The following is a 25,933-nucleotide window of genomic DNA, read 5'->3' as shown; positions in this document are numbered from 1 at the left end:
TAAATGGGTGCTTGTCGATGATTGTGAAATCAATAGGCCCTAATATTATCTAAAAATTTGTAATGAATTTTTATATCGGTGAATTATATAAATTAGGTTGAATAGTTAAACAGAAATTAAAAACAGAGTAGGGTGAGTTTGGTTATGGAATAAGTTATGTGTTTAACAATTACTGTGTTGTTGTAAAACATTTTGTTAAGGTTAGCATCAAGGCTTAATTGGTACGCTCTTACAAACCGGGTTAAATTATTTAAGAGTATTAGAGCGAGTAAGCACAGCGGTCAGTTTAATCCTGAATACTTGAGATTGTAAATTCCAGCTGTGCTTAGCCTATTAAAGAGGGGTGTGTATTAGTGAAATAGCCTCTTTTGCTGTAACCGGTTTTGATTTTAAAAAGCCTTGCCCATAATCACATTGGGTTTTTTGTAAAATAGTAAGTTGTTCAGCGGTTTCTATTCCCTCGGCTATAACAATAAGATCTAAAGAAATAGCCAAGGTTAAAATAGCATCTATTAACGGGTTAGCAGTAGCTTTTAAATTATCAATAAAGCTTTTATCAATTTTTAGCACATGAATAGGCAGTTGATGCAAGTAACCTAAGGCAGAGTAGCCAGTGCCAAAATCGTCTAGGCAAAGCAATACTTTTAAAGGCGATAATCCCTGTATAATTTGCGTCGCTAATTCTAAATTTTCAATTAACCCCGACTCTGTTATTTCAAGACACAATGAGCCTAATGGTAGTTGGTATTTTTTATAAATTTCATGGAGCTGCTCTAGAAACTCTAAGCTGGCAAAGTGTCGAGACGATACATTAACCGTGACACGTAAAAAGCGATGACCTTGTTGTTGCCACAAAGCAATATGTTGCGCTGCGAGGTCGAGTAAATGCAAGTCTAAGTTAGTAATTTGCCCGGTCTTTTCTGCAATTGGAATAAAGTCGCTCGGTGATACAAACCCTTTCTTTGGATGATGCCAACGTACAAGAGCTTCAAACCCTATAACTTCACTACTGTTAATAGTAAATATAGGCTGAAAATACAGTTCAAATTCATTATGCTCAATACCGTGCTGTAAGTCGTTTTCAAGATCTGCACGCGTTTTTAGCTTATTACGCATCACATTATTAAAAAACTTAACTTGACCACGTCCTGATGATTTTGCCTCATACATAGCCGCATCGGATTGTTGTAATAATACAAATGCTTCATCATTTACGTTGTCACTAAATGCTACGCCAATGCTGGTGGACGGTTGCAGTAAATGGCCATCAATATTAACGGGTTCAGATAGTGCCGTTTTAATACGAGTCAGGGCAACGTTTACTTGATCACGATGACTAAGATTTTCCATGAAAATAGCAAACTCATCGCCACCTAAGCGAGAGAAAGTATCGGTATTGCGAACGGTTTTAGTAATAAGCTTACATATAGCAATTAAAAAGTGATCGCCTACTTCATGGCCTAATGAATCATTAATACTTTTAAAGCGGTCAAAATCCAGATAGAGCAGGGCATGAAAAGTGCCTTTTTTTGCGCGATTTAGGCGTAAAATTGCATGCTTCATCCTTTCTATTAATAGCGACCGGTTTGCAAGCCCAGTTAGCTCATCGTGCAGCGCTTTGTGCTCAAGCTCTTGACGAGCTAAATGCCGATCTATAACCATGCTTATTTGTCGACTTACATAGGTTAGCAACGAGCTATCATGTTCATTGTAATAATGTTGATTGTCATAGCTTTGCACGACAATAACGCCACTCATGCGCTCATTAACTTTAAAAGGCACGCCTAGCCATGAATCCGCTTGTTCACCTACTAGCTTAAAATGGCCTTGTGCAATATGTTCAAAGTATTGCTGTTTATTGAGTAACAGTGGGCGTTCATTAATCAGCAAATAGTAAGAGGCTGTTTCTTTTAGTTGCTCTTTTGAAATAACTTTGTGGGTATTTGTTTGTACACCGCCTTCAACAGTATAAACAAAGTCGAGCGCGTCTTCTTTTTTGTCGTACAGCGCAATAAAAAAGTTACTCGCAGTCAATAAGCTGTCAATAATCGCATGCAAAGATTGAAAGAAGGTGTCTAAATTTTGTGCTTTATAAGTTAAATTAGCTATTTGCAATAGGCTGCTTTCTAATTTTTGTGCATTGTTTAGCTGCATAACAGTGTCTTGCAAGCTATTAACGGTATTCACTTGATTGATTTTTGCACTTAGTAAGTGAGCTACGGTGGTTAAAATCTCTAAATGTGAACTAGTAAAGTAATTTTTTATTGGGTGCTCACAATCTATAACCCCTAGGACACGATCTTTGTATATCAAGGGTACGCATATTTCTGATTGAGCCGGGCGCTCATCAGCTATGTAACGGTTGTCTTTAGTTACATCGCCAATTATTAAAGCTTGGCCTGTAGATGCTGCATAACCTGTAATGCCTTCGCTAAAGCGAATGATTTTTCGCTCAGATTGATAACTGATATGCCCGTTTTTAATACCCATAGAAGCTACTTGATTTAGCAAAGACTGACTGTCATCTGCTAAGTAGATAACACAATCTACAAACCCAAGTCGATTAACAACTTGTGTGGTGACGTAACTAAAAAGCGCTTCTAACGTATTCAGTTGCAATAAACTTGATGAGAACTGATTGATTATACTCAACTGATCCGTTTTAGTTTCGAGCGCTTTAGTGGTATCGATAGTATTCGACATAGGCAGCTTTGGGAGGCCTTATAATTATTAAAGGTACATACGTTAACCTAATATTAACGTTTCTACAAAATAAAACGTTAAATGAGAATCATGAAGTGTAAAGTTAACTTTAAATGTAGTATCTAAGGATTATTTCTAATAAGCCCTTTACTCGAAATCACCATATGCCTATGATCAGTTAACTTAAGCATTAGGACTTTACGATGACGAGCAAAATGACAACTTTAACGATTACTAGACCCGATGATTGGCATGTTCATTTACGTGATGGAGATCAGTTAAAAGATACGGTGCGTGATATTAGCCGCTATATGGGCCGCGCGATTATTATGCCAAATTTAGTTCCGCCAGCAACGTGTACAGAAACCGCATTATCGTATCGAGAGCGAATTATGGCTGCAAAACCTCAAGGGCAGTTTGAACCTTTAATGGTGCTTTACCTTACCGACAAAACGACGCCTGATGAAATAAAAAAAGCAAAAGCGACAGGTAAAATTTTTGCAGCTAAACTCTACCCAGCGGGCGCAACAACTAACTCAGATTCTGGTGTAACATCAGTAAAAAATATTTATCCAGTATTAAAAGCAATGCAAGAAGTTGGCATGCTTTTACTCGTACATGGTGAAGTTACTGACTCTTCTATTGATATATTCGATCGTGAAAAAGTGTTTTTAGATACTATTTTAGGCGACGTTGTCGCAGATTTTCCTGAGCTTAAAATTGTCCTTGAACATATAACAACAAAAGATGCGGTAGAGTTTGTTGAAAATGCTTCGGCTAATGTAGCAGCTACAATTACTGCTCATCATTTGTTATATAACCGCAACCATATGCTAGCAGGGGGTATACGCCCACATTATTATTGCTTACCTATATTAAAGCGTAATATTCATCAACAAGCGCTCATGGCGGCAGCTACAAGTGGTAGTAAAAAATTCTTTTTAGGCACGGATTCAGCCCCGCATTACAAAGACAAAAAAGAGGCAGCATGTGGCTGTGCGGGTGCTTATACTGCGCACGCAGCTATTGAACTTTATGCTGAAGCTTTTGAAGAGGCAGGGGCGCTTGATAAGTTAGAGGGCTTTGCAAGTCACTTCGGCCCAGATTTTTATGGTCTAGCGCGTAATAAAGACACTATTACCTTAGAGAAAGCACCTTGGACAGTGCCAGCAAGTTATTCGCTAGGGGACTCAGAAGTTGTACCAATCAAAGCAGATAGTGTTATTGACTGGCAAGTTAAATAATTAGAATTTAAAACCACCTAAAACTAAGGTGGTTTTTTTATTTTAAGTTAGCAAAAAGCTGTGCAGATCGGCAATATTTTAAAAAAATACACTCTGTTTATAAAAAACACAAATTATGAACTGTTTATCCCGTTAAAAATTAGAAACTTACAAAGAAAGTAATAAATCGATGAATCTTCAAAAATAAATCCCAATTAATAGAGCTAAAAAAATATTAATGTGTTAACCTTAATTGGCTTTGAGTTTTTGCGTATTGAATTACGGTATTGTGCTGCGTTTAAGGTTACCGGTTTGGTTATTACTTCTTCCTGTACTATCACCTCCAGTTTTTTGGGCATTGACTCAGGGAGGATATTGCCATAATAATATGGCTGAATTTTAATTATTGACTTACAGGAAAATTTAGTATGTCGGTTACTGGTAAAGTAAAATTTTTCAACGAAGCTAAAGGCTTTGGTTTCATTGAACAAGAAAATGGTCCTGACGTGTTTGTACATTTCAGCGCAATCACTGGTTCTGGTTTTCGCACTCTTAGCGAAGGTCAAGCAGTGACTTTCAGCATCAAGCAAGGTCAAAAAGGCCCAGAAGCTGAGAACGTAGAAGTAGCATAATTTATTATGTGAACCTAAGTTCATCGTGGTGAAGCACTAACCTGTTTCACCATAATTCATTAAAATGTGCAAAACTTTTTGAACTTTCTAAACCATTCCTTTTTATATCTTTCTTCAGTCAAACTTCTATCTATCTATCTATCTATCTATCTATCTATCTATCTATCTATCTATCTATCTAATTAATTTAAACCTTGATGATTTAAATATTCTATCGGGCATTAAAGATTCTTTATTTAATCTTACGATTAGTCTATCTGACTCTAATCCTTCAGAGATGATATAACTGCTTAAGGTTGAGGTTGGGGCTTGGAAAAATATTAAAAATGGATAAGGCCTTTAGGCTAATAAAGATAAAAAACACAGGTGTTAATAAAAATGATTTTTTGTAATCACCTTCCCCTCCTTTGTATTGCTTTTTATTAAATCTGCACGTCATTATTATTATGCGATGAATAACCTAATAATAACGATTAGCTGTATTTTTTGTGTAAAAAGCGTTAAAAAACCTTCGAAATGAATATTCGGGACAGAAAATTAGCTTATTTTTAATTTTTTTTCAGCAACGATTAAGTTAATTTTAAATGTTATATTTTTGTTTACATTAACAGTGGTGGTTATCGTTATTCTTACTATATCAGGGCTTGCAGAAATTGTGTTTATCACGTTAGTTATAATAATGTTAATTTTTTTGTTCAAGCCCAGTAAATATCTTACAAACAAGCTGATTTATTTATAGGTTATGCTAAACATGAAGTTGACATGACATGATGCATTTAGCATTATTGGTAAGTTGATATCTATTAAAAGATATCAGGGTTGTCTTCCCCTTAGCGGGTTGATAATTAAATTATAAAAGTAACATTACTTAATTGGTTGGGAACTATGTCTGTTAAAATCAGAAAGAGTCTTGTAGCAACTGCGTTGGTTGGCGCTTTTGCATTTGCAAGCAGCAATGTGATTGCAGATCCTTTGAATGACGTGCAAAAAGCAGGTCAAACAATTCAAAAGGCTGCGGTTAAGTCTCAAACTAAAATTGACAATGTATATGGTCAAACTCAGGAGCTAATCGCTGAGTACCGTAGCATCGTTGATGAGACTGAACTTATGAAAGTGTACAACGATCACGTAGCACGTTTGGTCGCAGACCAAAACGCGTCTATCGCATCGTTCGATCGTCAAATCGCGACTATCGATAACACTAAACAAAACGTTGTGCCTTTGATGTATCGCATGATCGATACGCTTGAGCAATTCATCAAAGCGGACGTTCCATTTAACCTTGAAACTCGTCTTGGACGCGTTGAAAGATTACGTGAGATCATGGCATCTGCATCTGTAACAACGTCTGAAAAGTTCCGTCAGGTTCTTGAAGCGTACACTGTTGAAACAGCATACAGCTCAGCTGTAACTGCTTCTCAAGGTACTTTAGATGTTGATGGTCGTAGCATTAACGTAGATATCGGTCGTTTAGGTCGTATTACTTACGTAGCGCAATCATTCGATCTAAAACACGCTTGGGTGTGGGATAACAACACTAAACAGTGGAAAGAATTAGGTGAAGAATACCTAAAACCTGTTAAAGAAGTGATCCGTATGGCACGTAAGCAAGCGACACTAGAACTTGTTAAACTACCAATTTTTGGCGCGGAGTAATCAATAATGAAGAAACTATTTAAAGGTTTTGCTGTTGCAGCAGTACTGTCTGTTTCTGCCGGTACCGCGCTTAATGCACATGCAAATACTGACGCTTTAGATAAAATTCTTGAGCAAGTAAAGCAAGAGCGTATCTCTGAAGGAAAAATCAATAAGCAACGTGAACAAGAGTTCTTGTCAGATCGTGCTGATAAGCAAGCGTTACTTAACAAAGCGAAAAGCCAACTAGCTGCTGAAAAAGCACGTGGTGATCGTCTTAGCAAAGAATATGCACAAAACGAAAATACTCTAGCGGAAAAAGAGCAAGCTCTTCAAAACGCTCAAGGTACGTTAGGTGAAATGTTTGGTGTTGTTCGTCGTGCAGCAGCTGACGCGATTGGTTCAATTGAAGCATCTTTAGTAAGTGCTGAAAAACCAGGTCGTGCTGAAGTACTTCGTTCATTAGCAGCAGCTAAAGAACTTCCAACTGTTCGTGAACTAGAAGAACTTTGGATTTCACTTCAAACAGAAATGACTGAATCAGCAAAAGTTTCAACGTTTGAAACTGAAGTTGCTGGTCTTGACGGTAACCCGTCTATGAAAAAAGTAACACGTATCGGTAACTTCAACTTAGTTACAGACGACGGATACTTAATCTACTCACCAGAGACTAAATCTATTCAGCCTCTAGGTAAGCAACCTGACAGCTATATCCTTAAAGGTATTTCTGATTTAGAAGGTACTTCAGCTGATAACTATGCTGGCGTGTACGTGGATCCTACACGTGGTGCAATTTTACGTATTAACACTCAGAAAAAGTCTCTTATGGAGTACTACGAGCAAGGTGCTGAAGTTGGTTACATCATCACAGTATTACTTGTTGTAGGTCTTTTAATCTTCTTAGTACGTTTCGTTGATTTAGCGCTTACTACTTCTAAGATCAAAGGTCAGCTTAAGAACTTGTCTACACCGAATACAAATAACCCACTGGGTCGTATTCTTAAAGTGTACTCTGACAACAAAAACCAAGATGTTGAAAACCTTGAGCTTAAACTGGATGAAGCGATTCTTCGTGAAACGCCACGCATCGAAGCGGGTATTAACATCATCAAGATCCTTGCTGCTATCGCACCATTACTAGGTCTACTAGGTACGGTAATCGGTATGATCCTAACGTTCCAAACAATCACATTGTTCGGTACGGGCGATCCGAAGATCATGGCTGGTAACATCTCTCTAGCACTTGTAACTACAGCGCTAGGTCTAATTGCAGCTCTACCACTTATCCTACTTCATTCTATTGTTGCAGGTCGTAGTAAGTCGGTATTACACATCCTTGATGAGCAAAGCGCGGGTATCATCGCGACTCACGCGGAGAAGGAGAAAGCCTAATGCTAGTCCTGATGGAGATCTGGGAATCTATCAGGGATTTTGTTGGCACAGGCGGCCAGGTTTTATACGTGGTCGCGATAGCACTCTTTCTTATGTGGGTTTTAATGATTGAGCGCTATTGGTTCCTACTTGCTGAATTTCCTCGTTTAACGAAGGATATTGTAGCCAAGTGGGATGCCCGCCAAGACACTACGTCTTGGTACGCACACAGAATCCGTGAAGCATGGATTTCTGAAGCGTCTGAAAAATTAGATCAGCGTATGTTGTTGATTAAAACATTAGTAGCTGTATGTCCTTTAATAGGCTTACTTGGCACTGTTACGGGTATGATCGCGGTTTTTGAAACCATGGCAACCCAAGGTACAGGTAATGCACGTTTAATGGCATCAGGCATATCAATGGCAACAATCCCAACAATGGCTGGAATGGTTGCGGCACTATCTGGGGTATTCTTTAGCTCACGCCTTGAGGCAAGAGCGAGAATGGTGAAAGCCAAACTTGTAGATAGTATGCCTCATCACTAGAGAGAGAATTAAATATGGCACGTAAACAACGTTTTCGTGAAGAAGAAGAAGCAGCGGTAGATATGACGCCAATGCTTGACATCGTATTTATCATGCTTATTTTCTTTATCGTAACTACATCGTTCGTTAAAGAGGCTGGTATCGAGGTCAATAAACCAAAAGCTGCCCAAGCTACGAAGCAAAAAAATGCTAATATTTTTATTGCTATTCGTAATGACGGTGCAATCTGGATTGATAAACAGCAAGTTGATGTTGAACGTGTTTCAGCAAAAATTGAAAGTTTATTAGCAGAACAACCTACAGATGTTGTAATTTTGCAAGCTGACAAAGAAGCAAAACATGGCACAGTGGTTAAAGTTATGGACCAGATTAAAGCGACAGGTGATAACCTGAGAATTTCAATAGCTGGAGATCAGTAATGATTCGTTTTCTGTTTTCACTGATTGCAGGTGGGGCAGTTACTTTCGGCTTGTTCTACTTCATGGCATACCTCATCTCTGGTGGGGCTGACCGTAATACGGAACAAAAAGAGCAGATCATAGTCGAAATTATGACGAATCCGCCTGAATCTAAGGTGCAGGAGAGGAAGCGTGTACCGCCTCCGCCTCCGCCACCGCCAAAGCAGCCGCCTAAACCGCAGCCGCCACAGCCGGAAAATAGCAACCCAAGTACGAGTTTGTCGTTTAATATGCCAAGCATCGATGTGGGAAGCACGGCTGGTGGACTGAGTGGTCCAGGTGCATTTGGACGAGATGGTGATGCGACACCGATCGTTCGTATTGAACCAAAATATCCAACACAAGCAGCACGTGATGGTAAAGAAGGTTGGGTTCAACTTTCATTCACAATTGATGAGTTAGGTGGTGTGACTGACGTTGATGTAATCGACGCAGATCCAAAACGTATCTTTGACCGTGAAGCTAAACGTGCATTGCGCAAGTGGAAATACCGTCCTAAGATCATTGACGGCAAACCACAAAAGCAAGTTGGTTTACAAGTTCAACTAGACTTTAAACTTAACCAAGGCAACTAAGGAGGCGAGTAATGAGAAATTTTTCTAAAGTAACTGCACTTGCAATTCTTATGTCTGTGTCAGGTGCAGCATTAACTGCACCTGTTTTAGCGGCGCCAGATTACGCGAAAATTGAAGAGCGTAAGAAAGCAAAAACTAAAATCATGGGCGAACGTACTGGTAAAAAAGTAATTAAAGCGTTTGATTTGTATAATGAAGATGATGTTGATGGTGCAATTGCTTTATTAAAAGAGTTAGATCCGTCTAACGACTTTGACAAAGCAACTGTTAATCGTTACTTAGGCAGCATGTATGCTCAAAAAGAGCAGTACAAAGTCGCTATTAAGTATATGAAAGCAGCGATTGCACCAGATGTATTAAACTTTGCCGATCAGGCTCAAGGTTTAAAAACCTTAGGTGACATGTATGCAGGTACTGAACAGTACAATGCCGCAAAGCAAGCATATTCTGATTGGATGGACTTTACAGGCGAAGAAGACCCAAAAGTTTACACTCGTATTGCGCAAGCAAGCTATGAGCTTAAACAGTTTAATGAGGTTCTCGAGCCGGCAAACAAAGCAATTAAGTTAGCAAAAGAGCCTAATAAAGCTCCTTATCAACTTAAATTAGCTGCCTATTTTGAGCAAAAGCAATATCAAAATATGGTTAAAGTCGCTGAAGAAATCGTTCGTGTATGGCCTGAAGACAAAAAGTCTTGGGTAGGCTTAGGTAAGTATTATTTACAAACCGAAGAATACAAAAAAGGCCTAGCAACTATGGAAGTTGCTTACAAGAACGGTTACTTTGAAAACGAAGTTGAATACAAAGTTCTAGCTAATTTCTATTCTTTAAATGAAATTCCTTATAAAGCAGCTGTAACGCTTGAAAAGGCCGTTAAAGAAGAAAAAGTTAAACGCACTAAGCAAAACATGAGTGCGATTGCTAGTAACTACCATCGTTCGAAAGATATAGAGAAGGCTGCTAAGTACTACGAAGAAGCTGCTAAATTTGATAATGACGCTGAGCTTTATCGCAAAGCCGGTTCATTACTTCTACAATCTGAAAAATTTAGTGCTGCCGTTGTTCGTTTGAACAAAGCGTTAGAGCTTGGCTCTGACAAAAAAGGTACTATATATTCAGATCTAGCTGAAGCGTTTTACTACCAAGGCAAGTATAAGCAAGCACATGCCGCTATTACTAAAGCTATGGACGATCCAACCACACGTAGATTTGCAAAAGGTTGGGCTACATATATTAAAGATAAAGCCGCTCGCAACGGTGTTAAAATTTAATATTTAATGTACTCTAGTATTTTTAAAAAGCCCCATTGGGGCTTTTTTTATTGGAATTAACATGAACAGAACGCCTATTATTTCATTGCTCTTTTGTTTGCTTTTAGCATCATGCTCAAAGCCAGCTGATTTGTTTTCATCTTATGAAGAGGCACAAAGCGCGTTAATATCACTTAATACGGCTTTAAGTGCACAAAAGAACTTAAACAGTACAGGGCTCAGTAACGAACAACTGCCTTTTACTGATTCATATTTAGCGCGTCGCCACGCTATTTACCAGCAGCTAATGCAAATGAAGTTATCTTCTGCGCAAACCCATCAAGTAAATTATTTGGTGATTGCTGAGCGGTTTCCAGAGCGTTATTTTGCATGGCCTGCACACACTGATGTGTTATCAAACATGCTTTCGATAGTTAAAAATGATGCTCAGTATAAAAACATTGAGCAGTGGCTGATATTTGTTAAATCACAGCTACAAGCCGCTGAGCAAAGTAACTTAAAGCTTAATAAAATAGAGCATAATTATTTAAAGCACTATGTGCAGCAAGCAATTAATAGTACTGACACACCTATTGAGCTTAATGAGTCTCTGAGTGTATTAAATAATTACTTAACGCAGTATAAGCCCAGAGGCAGCATTGGGTTGTCTGGTCTTGCAAATGGCAGCCAGTGGTACCAAAGTAAACTAAATTATTTTGCAAATGATGTACTTTCGCCGCTTGAGTGGCTAAGCCTTATAGATAGTAAATTTAAAACAATGCAAAGCTCAACCGAGCTAATAACGGTGGGTATCTCTGATGTATCGCAGCTTAGCGAAACATTTTTAAAAAAAACGCAAGTATTAGGTTTAGATTGGTCAACGGGTTACATGCTATTACCTCAACGTGCTAACAATAAGCAATTAACGGCTGCAAATAAGCGGCTCTATTTAGCGATGATGGAAACTGATCTTGGGGTGCATTACCACGCGTGGACATTATCGCAAGCGCGCTTAAATTTACTAAAACGTTTAAATATTAGTGAAGAAGATGCGAGGATATTAGTTGAGGATATTATTTTTTATCCAGGGCAATCATTTAGTTTTGCACCGCAATTACTCAATTAAACTTAAGTGCGCTACTACTTAGCGCACTTATCACACCGCTGAGCAGCAGGGTCTCTTTCTAAGCGCTGCTCTGATATTTTCTCTTCACAGTCACAGCAGTAGCCATATTGACCAATATCTATTTGACTAATTGCTGCTTCAAGCTTGTTCATTCGTTCAATTAACGGATTATACTCATTACCTAATTGTTGAGCTGCTAAATCAAGCCACTCTTCATTAGATGTTTGGGTTAGGATGCAGAACAAGTTTTGATGTGTAGGGTGAGTTGATTGTGACAACAAACCTAATATCGTTGCTTTAACACTTTCTATTTCATCGTTTAGTCGTTGCTGATGATGCATTAGCAGTATAACCCTTAAGTTAATTTGTAGTGATACTGCTATTATCTATTTAGATTTGTTTAGGTGTTATGATTTGCATCAAATTGTGGCGCTTTCGCATATTTCTTTAATACTTCGGCTACCTCATCCTTTGCTTTTAAACGACGAATTTCATCAAATAATAGCCCAGCTTGTGGATATTGGCGTTTTAAATAACCAAGCCATTGCTTTGTTCGAGATGCAAAATATTTATTATCTTTGCTAGCTGTTTGGTGCATAGATGAATGAATAATATGGTGTAAAATATTCTCCCAAGTGAGCTCGTTGTAGCTTTCGTTATTAACTTGCGCTTTAATTTTTCTTGCGAGATCAGGATGTGAAAGGGCGCCACGACCAATCATCAAATCACGACAACCACTGCGTTTTTGGCATAAAAGAGCATCTTCTATTTGCCAAATTTCGCCATTGGCGACCACTGCAATTTTTTTATCTTTGACCAAAGGGGGAATTTTTTCCCAATAGGCGGGTGGATTGTAGCCATCGCGTTTAGTTCTTGCATGTATTGCAATGCTGTTAGCACCAGCGCTAACAACGGCATCGACAATTTCTTGGCTATTACTATCATCATCAAAACCTAAGCGAATTTTAGCACTTACCTCATACTCATCATCAACGGCATCCCTTACCGTTTTTATAATCGAGTACATATGTTCTGGATCTTTGAGTAATACAGCACCGCCTTTGCTTTTATTGACTGTTTTTGCGGGGCAACCAAAGTTTAAATCAACGCCATGAGAGCCTAAGCCAATTGCTTTTACAGCATTTTCTGCTAACACGTCGGCTACTTGGCCTAATAACTGAATACGAACCGGAGTACCGCTACGAGTGAGTCCCGCATTTTTAAGTTCAGGGCAATAACGGTGGAATACTTTATCTGGAAGGCAAGTATCTACAACACGGATAAATTCGGTCACACAAAGATCGAAGCCGCCTATGTCGGTGAGGAGTTGCCGCATTTTAAAGTCAACGACACCTTCCATGGGTGCTAAAATAAGTTTCATAGTGTGATTAATGTATTACTAAAAAAGGAGCGCCAGTTTACCTGTAAATCATAAATTCATAAAACGCTTATTAGCGTTCATAGAGAGTTAAATAACTTATTTGCAAAAAAAATAGAAAATTTGAAAGTTTTTAGTTTAATACCGGTCTACTTTTATAATGATGTTCAACAAGTTTAAAAGGTAATTAAAAATGAATACAATAAAGAAAAACTCAATTGCATTAACATTAGGCGCAGTGGTTGTTGGCAGCGCAAGTATGGCGAGTACTGATGTTCAAGCTAATCCATTTGAGTTTCAACAAATGGTAGCTGGTTATCAATTAGACGCTGGTGAAGGCAAGTGCGGCGAAGGAAAATGTGGCGGCGACGCTAAAGCGAAAAAAGAAGGCAAGTGTGGCGGCGACGCTAAAGCGAAAAAAGAAGGCAAGTGCGGCGAAGGTAAATGCGGCGGTGATGCTAAGGCCAAAAAAGAAGGCAAGTGCGGCGAAGGTAAATGTGGTGGTGATGCTAAGGCCAAAAAAGAAGGCAAGTGCGGCGAAGGTAAATGTGGTGGTAGCCACTAAACTTTTCTTTTTCAGATAAGCGAGAGGGCCATTAGGCCCTTTTTATTTAATATGAGGTTTTATTATGGCTCAAAATCAAACGCCTAACTTTGGCATGGTCGGTTTAGGCTTGCGAAGAGAAATGCTAGATGAGCTTGAGCATGCTATACCAAAACAAATTGAGTTTATGGAAGTGGCTCCAGAGAACTGGTTAAAGCTAGGTGGGCGCTTTGAAAAGCAATTTAAACAGTTAACTAATAATAATCACTTTGTTTGTCATGGTTTGTCACTTTCTATTGGATCGCCTGAGCCGCTTGATATTGAATTTATAAAGTCGTTAAAATCTTTCTTTGATAACCACGATATTAAAGCTTATAGCGAACATTTAAGCTATTGCTCAGGTAAAGGCCATATGTATGACTTAATGCCAATTCCTTTTACTGAAGAAGCGATAAAACATGTCGTTTCTCGGGTTAAGCAGGTACAAGATATATTAGAGCGACCACTTGTGCTGGAAAATGTGTCTTATTATGGTGCCCCTGGTCAGCAGCTATCAGAGCTTGAATTTACCAATGCTATTTTAGAAGACGCAGACTGCCAGCTGCTATTAGATGTTAATAATATCTATGTGAACTCGATTAATCATGGTTATGATGCACAAGCGTTTTTAAGTGGGCTACCAACTAATAAAATTGCCTATTGCCATGTTGCAGGTCACTACAATGAAGCTGATGACCTAATTATTGATACTCATGGTGCTGATGTTATCGACCCTGTCTGGCAATTGCTCGATAGCGCATATCAAGCACATGGTGTTTTTCCCACACTGCTAGAGCGAGATTTTAATATTCCGCCTATTAATGTGTTAACCAAAGAGCTGGATATAATCCATCAATTACAGGCAAAGCACCTTAAGTTGTTATCAACAGCACAAAGTGCTTAGCTGTTTGAATTTAATAAGTACTTGCTATTTTAGGGTTTTATAAGAGTCGTTATTATGAGTTTTATCGATGTGCAAAATGAGTTTATGGCCCATATTCGAGAGCCTAATAAGCAGCCGTGTCCAACCGATGTTGAAGACAGACGAATGGCTATTTACCGAGATCTGTTTTTTAATAATATTAATGGCTTTGTTTCATCGGCATTTCCAGTTTTAAAAACACTCTATAGTGATCAACAGTGGCTATTACTGGTTCGTCAATTTTTTAGTGAGCATGATTGCCAATCTCCTTATTTTTTAGATATAGGTGAAGAATTTATTACCTATTTAATGACAAGCTATGTACCTAGAGAGTCTGATCCGATATTTATGCTGGCGCTAGCCCATTATGAATGGATTGAGCTTGACGTGTCTGTAATGAAGGCTGACCCCCGTGAGCTCCCTCTAAGCGCTAATAAGCTTACTCACTCTCCTTTGTATTTATCTAAAACAGCGCGTAACTTAAGCTACGACTATCCAGTGCAACATATTAGTGAAGAGTTTCAACCTCAACAGCCTTCAGAGCAGCCGTATTTCTTTGTTGTTTACCGCGATGAGAGTGATGAGGTGCAATTTTTGGCCACAAATGCCATGACCGCCATGCTACTGTCTATTATTGAAAATGAAGCGGGAAGTACGTTTGAGCAGGTTTGCCAACAGGTTAGTGAAAATGCACCACAATTTAATCTTGAGCAAATAACACAAGGGGCACTGAGTACCTTAACAGCTATGGCACAGCGGCAAATTATAGTGACAAAAAATCAAGACTAAGCTCTTTATTGATTATTTCACATCGTCTATTATAGCGCCTTTATTTGTTGTGCTTAATAAAAGGTTGTACCCATGTCAGATGATAAAGACTTTAAAGACCCGTTCAATGCGGCTTACTTTTTTGCATTCTTAGCCGTATTTGCTGGAATAGGGTGTTTAAATGCCATTTTAGGTTGGATCACCAGCTTAACTTAATCAGGTTTTATTTTAAGGCTGTTGTTTTTCATCAGCCTTACATTTTTATCACTTCCCTCTCCCGACACTTTATAATTATCGCAAACTCGCAATTTACGACCACTTAAGGTTATAATCACCTGCTTTGTAATATTAATCATTGAGCAGTTAAAATTATGACTCAAGTAACACCAGCAATTATCAAAAACAGCATTACTACAATTGCTGATTATCCTAAAGCGGGCATTATGTTTCGCGATGTAACAACCCTAATGGCAAACCCTGAAGCGTTTAAAGCAACCATAGATGCATTTATTGACGCTTATAAAGACCAAGGTTTTACTAAAATTATCGGCACTGAATCGCGTGGCTTTATTTTTGGTGCTCCGCTATCTTATGCTTTGGGAATTCCTTTTATCCCTGTTCGTAAACCAGGTAAATTACCGCGCGAAGTTATTCGCCAAGATTACCAACTCGAATATGGCGAAGATACATTAGAGCTTCATACTGATGCGATTGTAGCCGGTGATAAAGTCTTGTTAGTTGACGACTTGTTGGCGACCGGTGGTACAATTGAAGCAACAGCCAAGTTGGTTGCAAAATTAGGCGGAAACGCCACAGATGCTGCCTTTGTTGTATCACTTCCAGAGCTTGGTGGTGAGCAACGCATTGAGAAAATGGGCATCAATATTTTAAAATTGGTTGAATTCGAAGGCGAATAATCGATGAGTTATCAGGTTCTAGCGAGAAAATGGCGTCCTCAAACCTTTCATGAATTGGTTGGGCAGTCTCATGTAAAACAGGCGTTGGTAAACGCGCTGACTCAAAATAGACTGCATCACGCTTATTTATTCACTGGAACCCGTGGTGTAGGTAAAACCACCATTGCCCGTATTTTTGCTAAAAGCTTAAATTGTGATGAAGGTATATCTGCCACACCATGTGGTCAATGTAGTAGCTGTGTTGATATAGAGGCAGGGCGCTACATTGATTTACTCGAAATAGATGCGGCCTCACGCACTAAGGTTGAGGATACGCGTGAGATACTTGATAACGTTCAATATGCGCCAACGCGCGGACGTTACAAAGTATATCTAATCGATGAAGTACACATGTTGTCAAAGCACAGCTTTAATGCGTTATTAAAAACGCTTGAAGAGCCGCCTGAGCATGTGAAATTTTTGCTCGCAACCACTGATCCTCAAAAATTACCAGTGACTATTTTATCTCGCTGTTTACAGTTTAATCTGAACGCATTGTCGCAAGCTGAGATTAAGCAACAGCTTGAGCATGTGCTTACCCATGAGCAGCTTAACTTCGATAATGATGCGCTAAGTATTATTGCCAAAGCGGCCGATGGTAGTATGCGAGATGCATTAAGTCTGACCGATCAGGCGATTGCTCAAACAAATGGTGATATTAAAAATCAAGCTGTACAAGACATGCTTGGTTTAATGGACACCCATTACAGTCAGAGCTTACTTGCGGCATTATTAGCGCAAGATGGCACAGCACTGATGAATGAAGTTGCACAAGTCGCTAGCCGAAATCCAAATTACATTGCGCTGCTTGATGACTTAATTGCGCTAACGCATGTGATTCAATTGAGTCAATTAGTCCCTGAAGCAGCAGCGCTTGATAGCAATAACGCCGATTACATTGAGCATGTTGCAGCGCATACCCATGCTCAACAAATGCAAGTGTATTACCAGCTATTACTTAACGGCAAAAAAGATTTACAATGGGCACCTGAGCCTCGTTTAGGGTTCGAAATGATTATGCTCAGGTTATTGGCATTTGAACCTACGCAGTTGCAAACCAATCAACCTGAACCTAGCTCACAAGCTGCGCCAGAGCAAAATAGTGCTGGGCGTGCTAATGCACTGCGTGATATTTTAAATAAAAATAAACCAGCGCAGAGTAATACACCTCAAACGCAGCCAACAAAAGCCGCTGAGCCTGAGGTTTCACAGCCTGATAATAGCCAAACACAACTTGAGCAAAGTTCGGTACAAAGTCAGCCTCAAATTGTCGATACCCCCGTAATAAGTGATGAACAAGCGCAGCGTCAAAGCGAAGATGATGCTTACATGCAGCACAGTGATGTAGAACAAACCATTGCCGCACAATACGATGATGTAATGAGTAGCGCTGTTGATCAAGGGTTTAATCCTGAGTTAGCAAATGCCACTAGTAACGCAGAACAGTCTGCGTCATCAATGGGTGAGCAAGAAGCGCGAGCACAGTCAGCAATAGCGCGTATTTTACGCGATAGAAACATTTCGGGTGCCGGTAAGCTTTCAAGTGCCGCTATTGAAAAGCCAACTGAAGAAAAACCAGTACCGACAAAATCCGAATTTAGTCGCCCGGTGAGCAATGAAGCGCAAACTGTATCGCAGCAGCCACCGCCATGGGATAATGAGGTGAGCGATGACCTGCAAAAAAAGCCTCAGCTCCCAGCACAGGGGAGCCGAGCTCAGGTAGCAAATAAGCCAGCGAGTAAAGTTGACTTTAAAGCAAAGCATCAAACGATTACTGAAAATTTAGCACCGGAGCTATTAGAGCAAATTAACCCGCAAAAACCAGCACCTGTTGTTGAGCAAGAGCCTAGTATTCCCGTACCAGATGATTTTCAAAGCCCAATTAGTGAAATTAGATTTGCTCATCAACAAGACGAGTGGGCCTATTTAATAAAGCGTATGGGACTTGGCGGACGCATGCGCCAGTTTGCATTGCATTCAATTTTTACCAAACAAGACAATCATTTCCATATTGAAGTGGATGAATCGCAAAAGCACTTAGATACGCCAATGTTACGTCAAAAGTTAAATGTGGCGTTATCAAGTATTTATGGACACAACGTTGAGCTTAATATTGATTTTGCTAGCGGGGTGATTGACTCACCTTATTTGATTCAACAAAAAATTGATGCAGGTCGTCACCAGCAAGCGATTGATGTGATCACCAGCGATGAAAATATAGTACAATTTCAACAGCTATTTAGCGCTGAAATTGACGAAAACAGTATTCAGGCATTGTAATTAACGACCAGTGCCCTTATTTATACTCCAGTTAATGTATTAAAAGAAAGAGAGACGATTATGTTTAAAGGTGGAATGGGTAACATGATGAAGCAAGCGCAGCAAATGCAAGAGCGCATGCAAAAAGCCCAAGAAGAAATCGCAACAATGGAAGTCGTTGGTGAAGCTGGTGCCGGTTTAGTTAAAGTAACCATGCTTGGTAACCACAACGTGCGCCGTGTTGAGCTTGATGAAAGCTTAATGGAAGACGACAAAGACATGATTGAAGATTTATTAGCTGCAGCATGTAACGATGCTGTGCGCCGTGTTGCCGATGAAACGCAAGAACGCATGGGTAAAGTGACAGGCGGTATGCAGTTACCACCTGGTATGAAAATGCCGTTCTAAGCAACTATGCAACTTTCAGATAGTTTAACATCGCTGATAGAAGCACTTCGTTGTCAGCCAGGTATTGGCCCGAAGTCTGCCCAGCGTATTGCATTTCATTTATTAGAGCGCGACCGTAAAGGCGGTGCTCAACTTGGTAATGCCTTGACTAAAGCAATGAGCGCTGTAGGTCATTGCCAATCGTGCCGCACATTTACCGAGCAGGCGCAGTGTGATATTTGCTTAAGCACTAAACGCCAAGACAGTGGTATTTTATGTGTTGTTGAATCGCCAACGGATGTACTGGCCATTGAGCAAACAGGTCAATACAAAGGGCTTTACTTTGTATTAATGGGGCATTTATCACCGATTGATGGCATAGGGCCTAAAGAAATTGGCCTTGATGTACTCGAGCAAAAGCTCGCGCAAGGCGGTATTAATGAAGTCATTTTGGCCACAAATCCTTCGGTTGAAGGCGAAACAACGGCGCATTATATTGCTCAGCTTTGCCACAAAAACAATGTGGGTGCATCGCGTATTGCTCATGGTATTCCTGTTGGTGGTGAGCTTGATTTAGTCGATGGAATGACGCTTATGCATGCATTTAGCGGTAGGCGCTTAGTCAGCCATGAATAGTTTATTTTAAGCTTAACTATTTGAACTTACTTTAAAAGCCTACATACATGCTGTAGGCTTTTTTGTTGGCTTTAATTGCAATATAAACAAAAGTTTAAGGATGGTATGGCTGCAATAACCCAAAGTGCTAATGTGATTGTTGATGACTTTATCGCACCTGTTTGCCATGAACACATAAAAATTATTTATCAAGATGAGGCGCTTTTAGTGATCAATAAACCTAGCGGTTTATTGAGTTTGTCGGGTAAAAACCCACTAAATTGGGATTCCGTTCATTATCGCTTAGTCAATGGTCAACAGGGTAAAACAGCTGCCTTTGCAGAAGCAAAGTTACCTCATCGATTAGATTTTGGTACCTCAGGGATTATGCTGGTGGCACTCAATAGTGACTCGGCAAAAAACCTCAATCAACAATTTCAAAGTCACACCATAAGCAAACGCTATGTCGCTATGTTACAAGGAAAAGTGTGCGATAACCACGGACAAATAAATTACCCGATTGCTAAAGACAAACTCTATTTTCCTCGTGTTAAGTTATGTAACACCACAGGCAAAGCGGCCTTAACACACTACACAGTACTTAAGCGTTTTATTCAACCAATAAAGACGTTAGTGCAATTTACCCCCGTTACTGGTCGAACGCATCAATTACGTATTCATAGTCATGCAATTGGGCATCCTATTTTAGGCTGCGATTTGTATAAAAGTGAACAGAGTGAGCAGATGGCGTCGCGTTTGCAGTTACATGCCAGCGATATATACTTTCATCATCCAAGCACTCAAAAGCCGATGCATTTACACTGTGCTAGCCCATTTTGAACAGATATTGTTTTTTATAATATTGTTGTTTTTTGCTGGCAGCTTTTTTTACTTTTTTCCCTTGAAGTTCTGACACCTCCCCCCATATTAAGTGCATAACGCAGACACTTTGCAAATTGGAGATACATAAATGACTGCAGCACAAAAAGAAACATTAGGCTTTCAAACAGAAGTAAAACAACTATTAAACTTAATGATTCACTCGCTTTATTCAAATAAAGAAATCTTTTTACGCGAGCTTGTATCAAATGCATCTGACGCAGCCGATAAACTACGCTTTTTAGCCCTTTCAAACGGTGACCTTTATCAAGGTGATGCAGATTTACGCGTACGTATAAGCGCAGATAAAGACGCTAACACAGTGACCATTTCTGATAATGGTATTGGTATGAGGCGTGATGAAGTGATCAGCTCATTAGGCACAATTGCTAAGTCGGGTACGGCTGAATTTTTCAAAAACTTAACTGGTGATCAAAGTAAAGACTCACAGCTTATTGGTCAATTTGGTGTTGGTTTTTACTCAGCATTTATTGTTGCTGATGAAGTGACTGTTCGTACTCGTAAAGCAGGAGAGACTACAGCGGTTGAATGGCAGTCAAAAGGTGAAGGCGAGTACACGCTACAAGAAATCGAAAAAGAAGGCCGTGGTACAGACATTATTTTACATCTTCGTGAAGAAGAAAGTGAATATGCAGATGAGTGGCGTCTTCGCAGTATCGTAACTAAATACTCTGATCATATTTCTACACCAGTACAGATGTACAAGGCAGAAGTACCTGAGTCTGAAGGTGAAGATGGTGAAAAAATTCCAGCTGTTCCTGGTGAATGGGAAAGCATTAACCGTGCAACAGCATTGTGGACACGTGACAAATCAGAAATCTCTGAGGACGAATACAAAGAGTTTTATAAGCATGTAAGCCACGACTGGGAAGATCCGCTTAGCTGGGGACACAATAAAGTTGAAGGTAAAACTGAATACACCAGTTTGTTATACATTCCTAAAAAAGCACCCTTTGATTTATGGAACCGTGAGCGCCAAAGTGGTTTAAAACTTTATGTTCAACGCGTGTTTATTATGGATGACGCTGAACAGTTTATGCCAAGCTACCTGCGTTTCGTTAAAGGTTTATTAGATTCAAATGATTTACCACTAAACGTATCGCGTGAAATACTTCAAGATAACAAAGTGACCCAAGCTATCCGCAAGGGGTGTACGTCGCGTATTATTAAAATGCTTGAGCGTATGGCGAAAAACAAAGCCGATGATTACCAAACGTTTTGGAATGAATTTGGTCAAGTAATGAAAGAAGGCCCAGCAGAAGATGCGGCTAACAAAGAGAGCATTGCTAAGCTATTACGTTTTGCTTCAACGCATACCGATTCAGACACTCAAGATGTATCGCTTGAACAATACATTGAGCGTATGAAAGACAGCCAAGATAAAATTTACTATGTTGTTGCTGACTCATTTATTGCAGCTAAAAACTCACCGCATTTAGAAATTTTCCGCAAAAAAGGCATTGAAGTTTTACTACTAAGTGACCGTGTTGATGAGTGGATGATGAGCCATTTAACGGAATTTGGCGAAAAGCAATTTCAGTCAATTACCCGTGGTGATTTAGACTTAGGTAAATTAGATGACGAAGAAACTAAAAAAGCACAAGAAGAGTCTGAAAAAGAAGTTGCAGGTTTAGTTGAGCGCATTAAAACTTCATTAGGTGATGATGTTAAAGATGTACGCTTCACTCACCGCTTAACTGACTCACCAGCGTGTGTAGTGAGCGATGACAACGACATGAGCTCGCAAATGCAAAAGCTAATGGAGTCAGTAGGTCAAGCTGTTCCAGAGGCTAAGCCTGTGTTTGAATTAAACCCAGAGCACCAACTGGTTAAGCACTTAAATGATGAGCAAGACGAAGATAAGTTTGCACAGTGGTCACATGTACTACTAGACCAAGCCTTACTTGCAGAGCGCGGTACGCTTAAAGATCCGACTGGATTTGTAACTCGCTTAAATAAACTTATGCTTGATTTAAGCAAATAAGTATTAAAAATCAATGATTGAGTCAAAAGGGAACGTTTGTTCCCTTTTTTATGCGCTGCTGTATAGACAATTAGTATAAGTTACTTGAGTATCTGCAGCGCTTATGGAAGAATTCAGACTTTAAAATAAACTCTCATATTAGGGGACAATGATATGCGCATTATTCTTTTGGGCGCACCGGGTGCAGGTAAAGGTACTCAAGCTCAGTTTTTAATGGATAGATACGGTATTCCACAAATTTCTACCGGTGATATGCTACGAGCTGCAATTAAAGAGGGCACACCACTTGGCCTAGAAGCAAAAAAAGTAATGGACGCAGGTCAGCTTATTTCAGACGATATTATTATTGGCCTTGTTAAAGAGCGTATTGCAAAACCAGATTGTGAGAAAGGCTTCTTACTCGATGGTTTCCCACGTACAATTCCACAAGCAGATGCTATGAAAGAAAATGGCGTAGTGGTTGATCACGTTATTGAATTTGATGTTGCTGATGAAGTTATTGTTGAGCGTATGGGCGGACGTCGTGTTCATCCAGGTTCTGGTCGCGTTTACCATGTTGTTTACAATCCACCAAAAGAGGAAGGTAAAGACAACGAAACAGGTGAAGAACTTATTATTCGTGCAGATGATACCGAAGAGACAGTTCGTAAGCGCTTAGGCATTTACCATGAGCAAACAATGCCATTGGTTGACTACTACCAAGCAGAAGCGAAAGCGGGTAACACGCAGTACCATAAACTAGACGGTACACAAGCGGTTGAAGCAGTAAGCAAGCAACTAGCTGAGCTTTTAGGTTAACTTGTAGCTAAAACTAAAAGCATAATTAAAAAAACCGCTTTATAGCGGTTTTTTATTATTTGAAATTCGACCCTTAAAGCGTTTTAAGCTTTTCAATAACGCTATCGTATTCAGGCTCAGTTGATAAACTACTAACTAATTGCTTATAAATAACTTTATGGCTTTTATCTAAAATAAATACCGCGCGGGTAAGTAAGCCCATATCTTTAATTATTAAGCCATACTTTTGGCCAAAATCACGCCATACAGAATCAGAAAGCGTCGTCACTTTATCGATATTTTCGGCCTTGCAAAAACGTTTTTGCGCAAACGGTAAATCGGCACTAATGGTGAGCATGGCCACGCCTGGAAATTGTTGGGCGACTTTTTCATTAAAGTGCTTAGTTTGTAAGCTACAAATACCGGTATCTAAGCTCGGTACAACACTAATTAATACAGCTTGGCCTTTATAGTTTTCTAATGTAACTGCAGTGAAACGCTCATCAACTACTTTAAAATTAGGGGCATCTTCACCGACAGTAAGGCCTTTCCCTAATAAGGTCACTGGCTTACCTTGTGCGGTTACTCTTCCTGCATCGAGTTTGTTTTCGGGTAAATCTGCGGCAAAACTTGCACAGCAAAATAGGCTTAATGCAAAAGCTAATGTACGACGCATGGAATTTTTTCCTTTTAAATTAACGTAATAATTGTGAGTGTATTATAATGTAGATAAGTTACCAAGCAGAATAATCCATAGCTTTATTTTTGCCTAAAATTGTAAATAGGCGATACATTGATTACTATATACGTATAGGAAATAGGTATTGTTTTTTTATGTACCTGTGGCTTGTTCTAAACGCTTAAAATTGCACCCCGTTTTAAAATAGTGAGATTGTATGTCAACATCGGTTTTAATATGTGATGATTCAAAATTAGCACGACGCCAGTTAGCTCGCTCCTTGCCCGATGATTGGGATATTAAAATTGAATTTGCATGTGACGGTGTAGACTGCATAAAACAAATAACCAAAGCCCAACCTGAAATTCTTTTTCTTGATTTAAATATGCCAGAGATGGACGGTTATGGCGTACTGGCAGCAATGAAAGATCAGGGGCTAGACGTACTTACTGTGGTGGTATCGGGCGATATTCAACCTAGCGCACATCAGCGTGTACTTGAGCTTGGCGCCATCGATTTTATTCAAAAACCATGTTCCCCCGAAAAGCTCGCTGCCATTATAGAACACCATGGTATACGAGATAGAGCACTGCGTGAACGCTTATCTCATTCTTTAGGTGAACAAGTTGACCCTGATGTTCGTGATATATATCAAGAGTTGACTAATGTCGCTATGGGCCAAGCTGGGGATCTACTCGCAAGACTGCTTAATGTATTTGTTAAGTTACCCATTCCTAATGTTAATGTTTTAGAAGTCAGTGAGCTTAACATGGCCTTAAGCTCTGTTGATACCAATGACACTACATCAGGTATTTGCCAAGGCTTTATAGGCGGCGGGGTATCTGGTGAGGCGTTATTACTTTTAAATGATTCTAGTTTTAAAGAAATAGCCTCACTAATGAATTACGAAGGTGAATTAAACGACAAGGTGGAGTTAGAGTTGCTAATGGATGTGAGTAACATCTTAATTGGCGCTATATTAACAGGCTTGTCCAAACAGCTCGATATGACCTTTAGTCAAGGCCACCCCATTGTATTGGGCCAGCATCGTGATGTTTCTGAACTTGTTCAGTCTAATAAGTCGCGTTGGCAACGAACACTTGCCATAGAAATTAGTTACGGTATTGAAAATCATGATATTAGTTGTGATTTAATGTTGCTCTTTACTGAAGATTCACTTAAAACTTTGAAATATAAAGTTGCTTATCTACTGGAAGATTAAATATTTATGCCAGCTGATTTAGATTTAAATGAAATCCATTGGTTAATGGACATGTTCAATACTGTTGATGTAGGCCTTGTGGTGCTTGATAGAGACTACAAGGTGTGCGTTTGGAATGGTTTTATGGAAAACCATTCTGGGTTATTACCTAGTGCAGTAAAAGATAAAGACTTGTTTGATCTATTCCCAGCCATAGATGAAAAATGGTTTAGAAGTAAAGCTGAGTCAGTGTTTGTATTAAAAAATCGCTCATTTACTATCTGGGAACAGCAGCCGTATATTTTTCGTTTTAAAAATTATCGGCCGATAACAGGTAAAGCTGATTATATGTATCAAAACGCCACGTTTATTCCACTTACGAATGTACGAGGCGAAGTTGAGCATATTTGTATTATTATCTACGATGTAACAGATATTGCAGTTAACAAAAAAGAGCTTGAAGAGTTAAACAAAAAATTAGAGCAAGTAAGCCAAACTGACAGCCTTACCCAGCTTGCAAACCGAGGACATTGGGAGCATTTACTACATCAAGAATTTTTACGCACTAAGCGTAGTGAAGGTTGTTGCTCGTTATTAATTTTTGATATCGACCACTTTAAAAAGGTAAACGATGACTTTGGTCATAGTGCGGGAGATGAAGCTCTTCGTCATATAGCGAGTTTACTTAAAACTGCATTGCGTGAAACTGATATTGCTGGGCGATACGGCGGTGAAGAGTTTGTTGTTACTTTATTAGATACCGATAAACAAGGGGCTATCGTATTTGCTGAGCGCTTACGCCAATTAATCGAAACCTCACCAGCGAAATACAAAGAGCACACTATGCATATGGCCATTAGTGTGGGTATTGCCTGCTTTGACAACGAATTTAAAGATCATGAGCGTTGGATTGAAGCTGCCGATAAAGCACTTTACCATTCAAAAGAAACCGGTCGAAATAAAGTGTCGGTATATGCTGATATAAAAAATGATGCGTAAGCATCAT

At 39.4% G+C, this 25,933-nt stretch carries 26 protein-coding genes; 22 read left to right on the top strand and 4 right to left on the bottom strand.

The window, feature by feature from the left end:
* Window positions 1-333: 333 nt before the first annotated feature.
* On the bottom strand, window positions 334-2,703 hold the full coding sequence (locus FLM54_RS09310; RefSeq protein WP_178956236.1) for a GGDEF domain-containing protein: 2,370 nt from the start codon (window positions 2,701-2,703) through the stop codon (window positions 334-336).
* A 203-nt stretch (window positions 2,704-2,906) separates the two neighbouring features.
* Here FLM54_RS09310 and pyrC point away from each other — a divergent pair, with 203 nt between their 5' ends.
* The 9 genes from pyrC to FLM54_RS09265 all read left to right on the top strand — a co-directional run bounded on the left by pyrC (window position 2,907) and on the right by FLM54_RS09265 (window position 11,518).
* The gene (pyrC, locus tag FLM54_RS09305; protein WP_178956235.1) at window positions 2,907-3,947 is read left to right on the top strand and encodes a dihydroorotase; all 1,041 of its coding nucleotides are present in this window, start codon (window positions 2,907-2,909) and stop codon (window positions 3,945-3,947) included.
* Between the two features lie 407 nt (window positions 3,948-4,354).
* A complete protein-coding gene (locus tag FLM54_RS09300) occupies window positions 4,355-4,558 on the top strand; it encodes a cold-shock protein (RefSeq protein WP_004588138.1) in 204 nt (67 codons plus the stop codon).
* 885 nt (window positions 4,559-5,443) lie between these two features.
* The gene (locus FLM54_RS09295; RefSeq protein WP_013465204.1) at window positions 5,444-6,214 is read left to right on the top strand and encodes a DUF3450 domain-containing protein; all 771 of its coding nucleotides are present in this window, start codon (window positions 5,444-5,446) and stop codon (window positions 6,212-6,214) included.
* A gap of 6 nt (window positions 6,215-6,220) precedes the next feature.
* A complete protein-coding gene (locus tag FLM54_RS09290) occupies window positions 6,221-7,585 on the top strand; it encodes a MotA/TolQ/ExbB proton channel family protein (protein WP_010388563.1) in 1,365 nt (454 codons plus the stop codon).
* Entirely contained in the window at window positions 7,585-8,109 is a 525-nt protein-coding gene (locus FLM54_RS09285) for a MotA/TolQ/ExbB proton channel family protein (RefSeq protein WP_004588135.1), read from the top strand. Before FLM54_RS09290 ends, FLM54_RS09285 begins: the two co-directional genes overlap by 1 nt.
* A 14-nt stretch (window positions 8,110-8,123) precedes the next feature.
* Window positions 8,124-8,528 carry an ExbD/TolR family protein gene (locus tag FLM54_RS09280; protein ID WP_138609413.1) on the top strand — a complete coding sequence of 135 codons (405 nt, stop codon included), beginning with the start codon at window positions 8,124-8,126 and terminating at the stop codon, window positions 8,526-8,528.
* A complete protein-coding gene (locus tag FLM54_RS09275; RefSeq protein WP_138609411.1) occupies window positions 8,528-9,142 on the top strand; it encodes an energy transducer TonB in 615 nt (204 codons plus the stop codon). Before FLM54_RS09280 ends, FLM54_RS09275 begins: the two co-directional genes overlap by 1 nt.
* A gap of 11 nt (window positions 9,143-9,153) precedes the next feature.
* Window positions 9,154-10,413: a tetratricopeptide repeat protein gene (locus FLM54_RS09270; protein ID WP_138609409.1), complete on the top strand. Its 1,260-nt coding sequence runs from the start codon at window positions 9,154-9,156 to the stop codon at window positions 10,411-10,413.
* Between the two features lie 61 nt (window positions 10,414-10,474).
* The gene (locus FLM54_RS09265) at window positions 10,475-11,518 is read left to right on the top strand and encodes a hypothetical protein (RefSeq protein WP_178956234.1); all 1,044 of its coding nucleotides are present in this window, start codon (window positions 10,475-10,477) and stop codon (window positions 11,516-11,518) included.
* Window positions 11,519-11,532: 14 nt separating this feature from the next.
* Here the strand turns inward: FLM54_RS09265 and FLM54_RS09260 are convergent, their stop codons facing one another.
* Both FLM54_RS09260 and FLM54_RS09255 read right to left on the bottom strand, forming a co-directional pair.
* The gene (locus tag FLM54_RS09260) at window positions 11,533-11,859 is read right to left on the bottom strand and encodes a TraR/DksA C4-type zinc finger protein (RefSeq protein ID WP_178956233.1); all 327 of its coding nucleotides are present in this window, start codon (window positions 11,857-11,859) and stop codon (window positions 11,533-11,535) included.
* 59 nt (window positions 11,860-11,918) lie between these two features.
* A complete protein-coding gene (locus tag FLM54_RS09255; RefSeq protein ID WP_178956232.1) occupies window positions 11,919-12,899 on the bottom strand; it encodes a tRNA-dihydrouridine synthase in 981 nt (326 codons plus the stop codon).
* 190 nt (window positions 12,900-13,089) lie between these two features.
* Between FLM54_RS09255 and FLM54_RS09250 the strand changes: the two genes are divergently transcribed.
* From FLM54_RS09250 to adk, 11 genes are all read left to right on the top strand, one after another.
* Window positions 13,090-13,461, top strand: a complete 372-nt coding sequence (locus FLM54_RS09250; RefSeq protein ID WP_185981938.1) for a hypothetical protein — start codon at window positions 13,090-13,092, stop codon at window positions 13,459-13,461.
* 64 nt (window positions 13,462-13,525) lie between these two features.
* Window positions 13,526-14,383 carry a DUF692 domain-containing protein gene (locus FLM54_RS09245; RefSeq protein WP_010388581.1) on the top strand — a complete coding sequence of 286 codons (858 nt, stop codon included), beginning with the start codon at window positions 13,526-13,528 and terminating at the stop codon, window positions 14,381-14,383.
* Between the two features lie 54 nt (window positions 14,384-14,437).
* Window positions 14,438-15,190, top strand: a complete 753-nt coding sequence (locus FLM54_RS09240) for a DUF2063 domain-containing protein (RefSeq protein WP_178956230.1) — start codon at window positions 14,438-14,440, stop codon at window positions 15,188-15,190.
* 72 nt (window positions 15,191-15,262) lie between these two features.
* Window positions 15,263-15,385 (top strand): hypothetical protein, encoded by a 123-nt coding sequence (locus FLM54_RS18855; RefSeq protein WP_008109320.1) that lies wholly within the window; start codon window positions 15,263-15,265, stop codon window positions 15,383-15,385.
* Between the two features lie 155 nt (window positions 15,386-15,540).
* On the top strand, window positions 15,541-16,086 hold the full coding sequence (gene apt, locus FLM54_RS09235) for an adenine phosphoribosyltransferase (RefSeq protein WP_008109316.1): 546 nt from the start codon (window positions 15,541-15,543) through the stop codon (window positions 16,084-16,086).
* A 3-nt stretch (window positions 16,087-16,089) separates the two neighbouring features.
* Window positions 16,090-18,405 (top strand): DNA polymerase III subunit gamma/tau, encoded by a 2,316-nt coding sequence (gene dnaX / locus FLM54_RS09230; RefSeq protein WP_178956229.1) that lies wholly within the window; start codon window positions 16,090-16,092, stop codon window positions 18,403-18,405.
* Window positions 18,406-18,465: 60 nt separating this feature from the next.
* Window positions 18,466-18,792: a YbaB/EbfC family nucleoid-associated protein gene (locus tag FLM54_RS09225; RefSeq protein ID WP_013465191.1), complete on the top strand. Its 327-nt coding sequence runs from the start codon at window positions 18,466-18,468 to the stop codon at window positions 18,790-18,792.
* Between the two features lie 6 nt (window positions 18,793-18,798).
* Complete coding sequence (gene recR, locus FLM54_RS09220; protein ID WP_024602877.1) at window positions 18,799-19,407, top strand: recombination mediator RecR; 609 nt, start codon at window positions 18,799-18,801, stop codon at window positions 19,405-19,407.
* 105 nt (window positions 19,408-19,512) lie between these two features.
* A complete protein-coding gene (locus tag FLM54_RS09215; protein ID WP_178956228.1) occupies window positions 19,513-20,226 on the top strand; it encodes an RluA family pseudouridine synthase in 714 nt (237 codons plus the stop codon).
* Between the two features lie 130 nt (window positions 20,227-20,356).
* Window positions 20,357-22,270, top strand: a complete 1,914-nt coding sequence (htpG, locus tag FLM54_RS09210) for a molecular chaperone HtpG (RefSeq protein ID WP_178956227.1) — start codon at window positions 20,357-20,359, stop codon at window positions 22,268-22,270.
* Window positions 22,271-22,423: 153 nt separating this feature from the next.
* A complete protein-coding gene (adk, locus tag FLM54_RS09205) occupies window positions 22,424-23,068 on the top strand; it encodes an adenylate kinase (protein ID WP_008468042.1) in 645 nt (214 codons plus the stop codon).
* 73 nt (window positions 23,069-23,141) lie between these two features.
* On the opposite strand, the gene tpx is transcribed toward adk, so the two are convergent.
* Entirely contained in the window at window positions 23,142-23,723 is a 582-nt protein-coding gene (gene tpx, locus FLM54_RS09200; protein WP_138607379.1) for a thiol peroxidase, read from the bottom strand.
* A 220-nt stretch (window positions 23,724-23,943) separates the two neighbouring features.
* Here tpx and FLM54_RS09195 point away from each other — a divergent pair, with 220 nt between their 5' ends.
* The gene (locus FLM54_RS09195; protein WP_178956226.1) at window positions 23,944-24,948 is read left to right on the top strand and encodes a response regulator; all 1,005 of its coding nucleotides are present in this window, start codon (window positions 23,944-23,946) and stop codon (window positions 24,946-24,948) included.
* 6 nt (window positions 24,949-24,954) lie between these two features.
* Window positions 24,955-25,926 (top strand): diguanylate cyclase, encoded by a 972-nt coding sequence (locus FLM54_RS09190; protein WP_010388598.1) that lies wholly within the window; start codon window positions 24,955-24,957, stop codon window positions 25,924-25,926.
* Window positions 25,927-25,933 lie beyond the last annotated feature (7 nt).

The organism is Pseudoalteromonas sp. Scap25, assembly GCF_013394125.1.
Taxonomy (GTDB): Bacteria; Pseudomonadota; Gammaproteobacteria; order Enterobacterales; family Alteromonadaceae; genus Pseudoalteromonas.
This window is presented reverse-complemented; position numbering and strand designations above follow the sequence as displayed.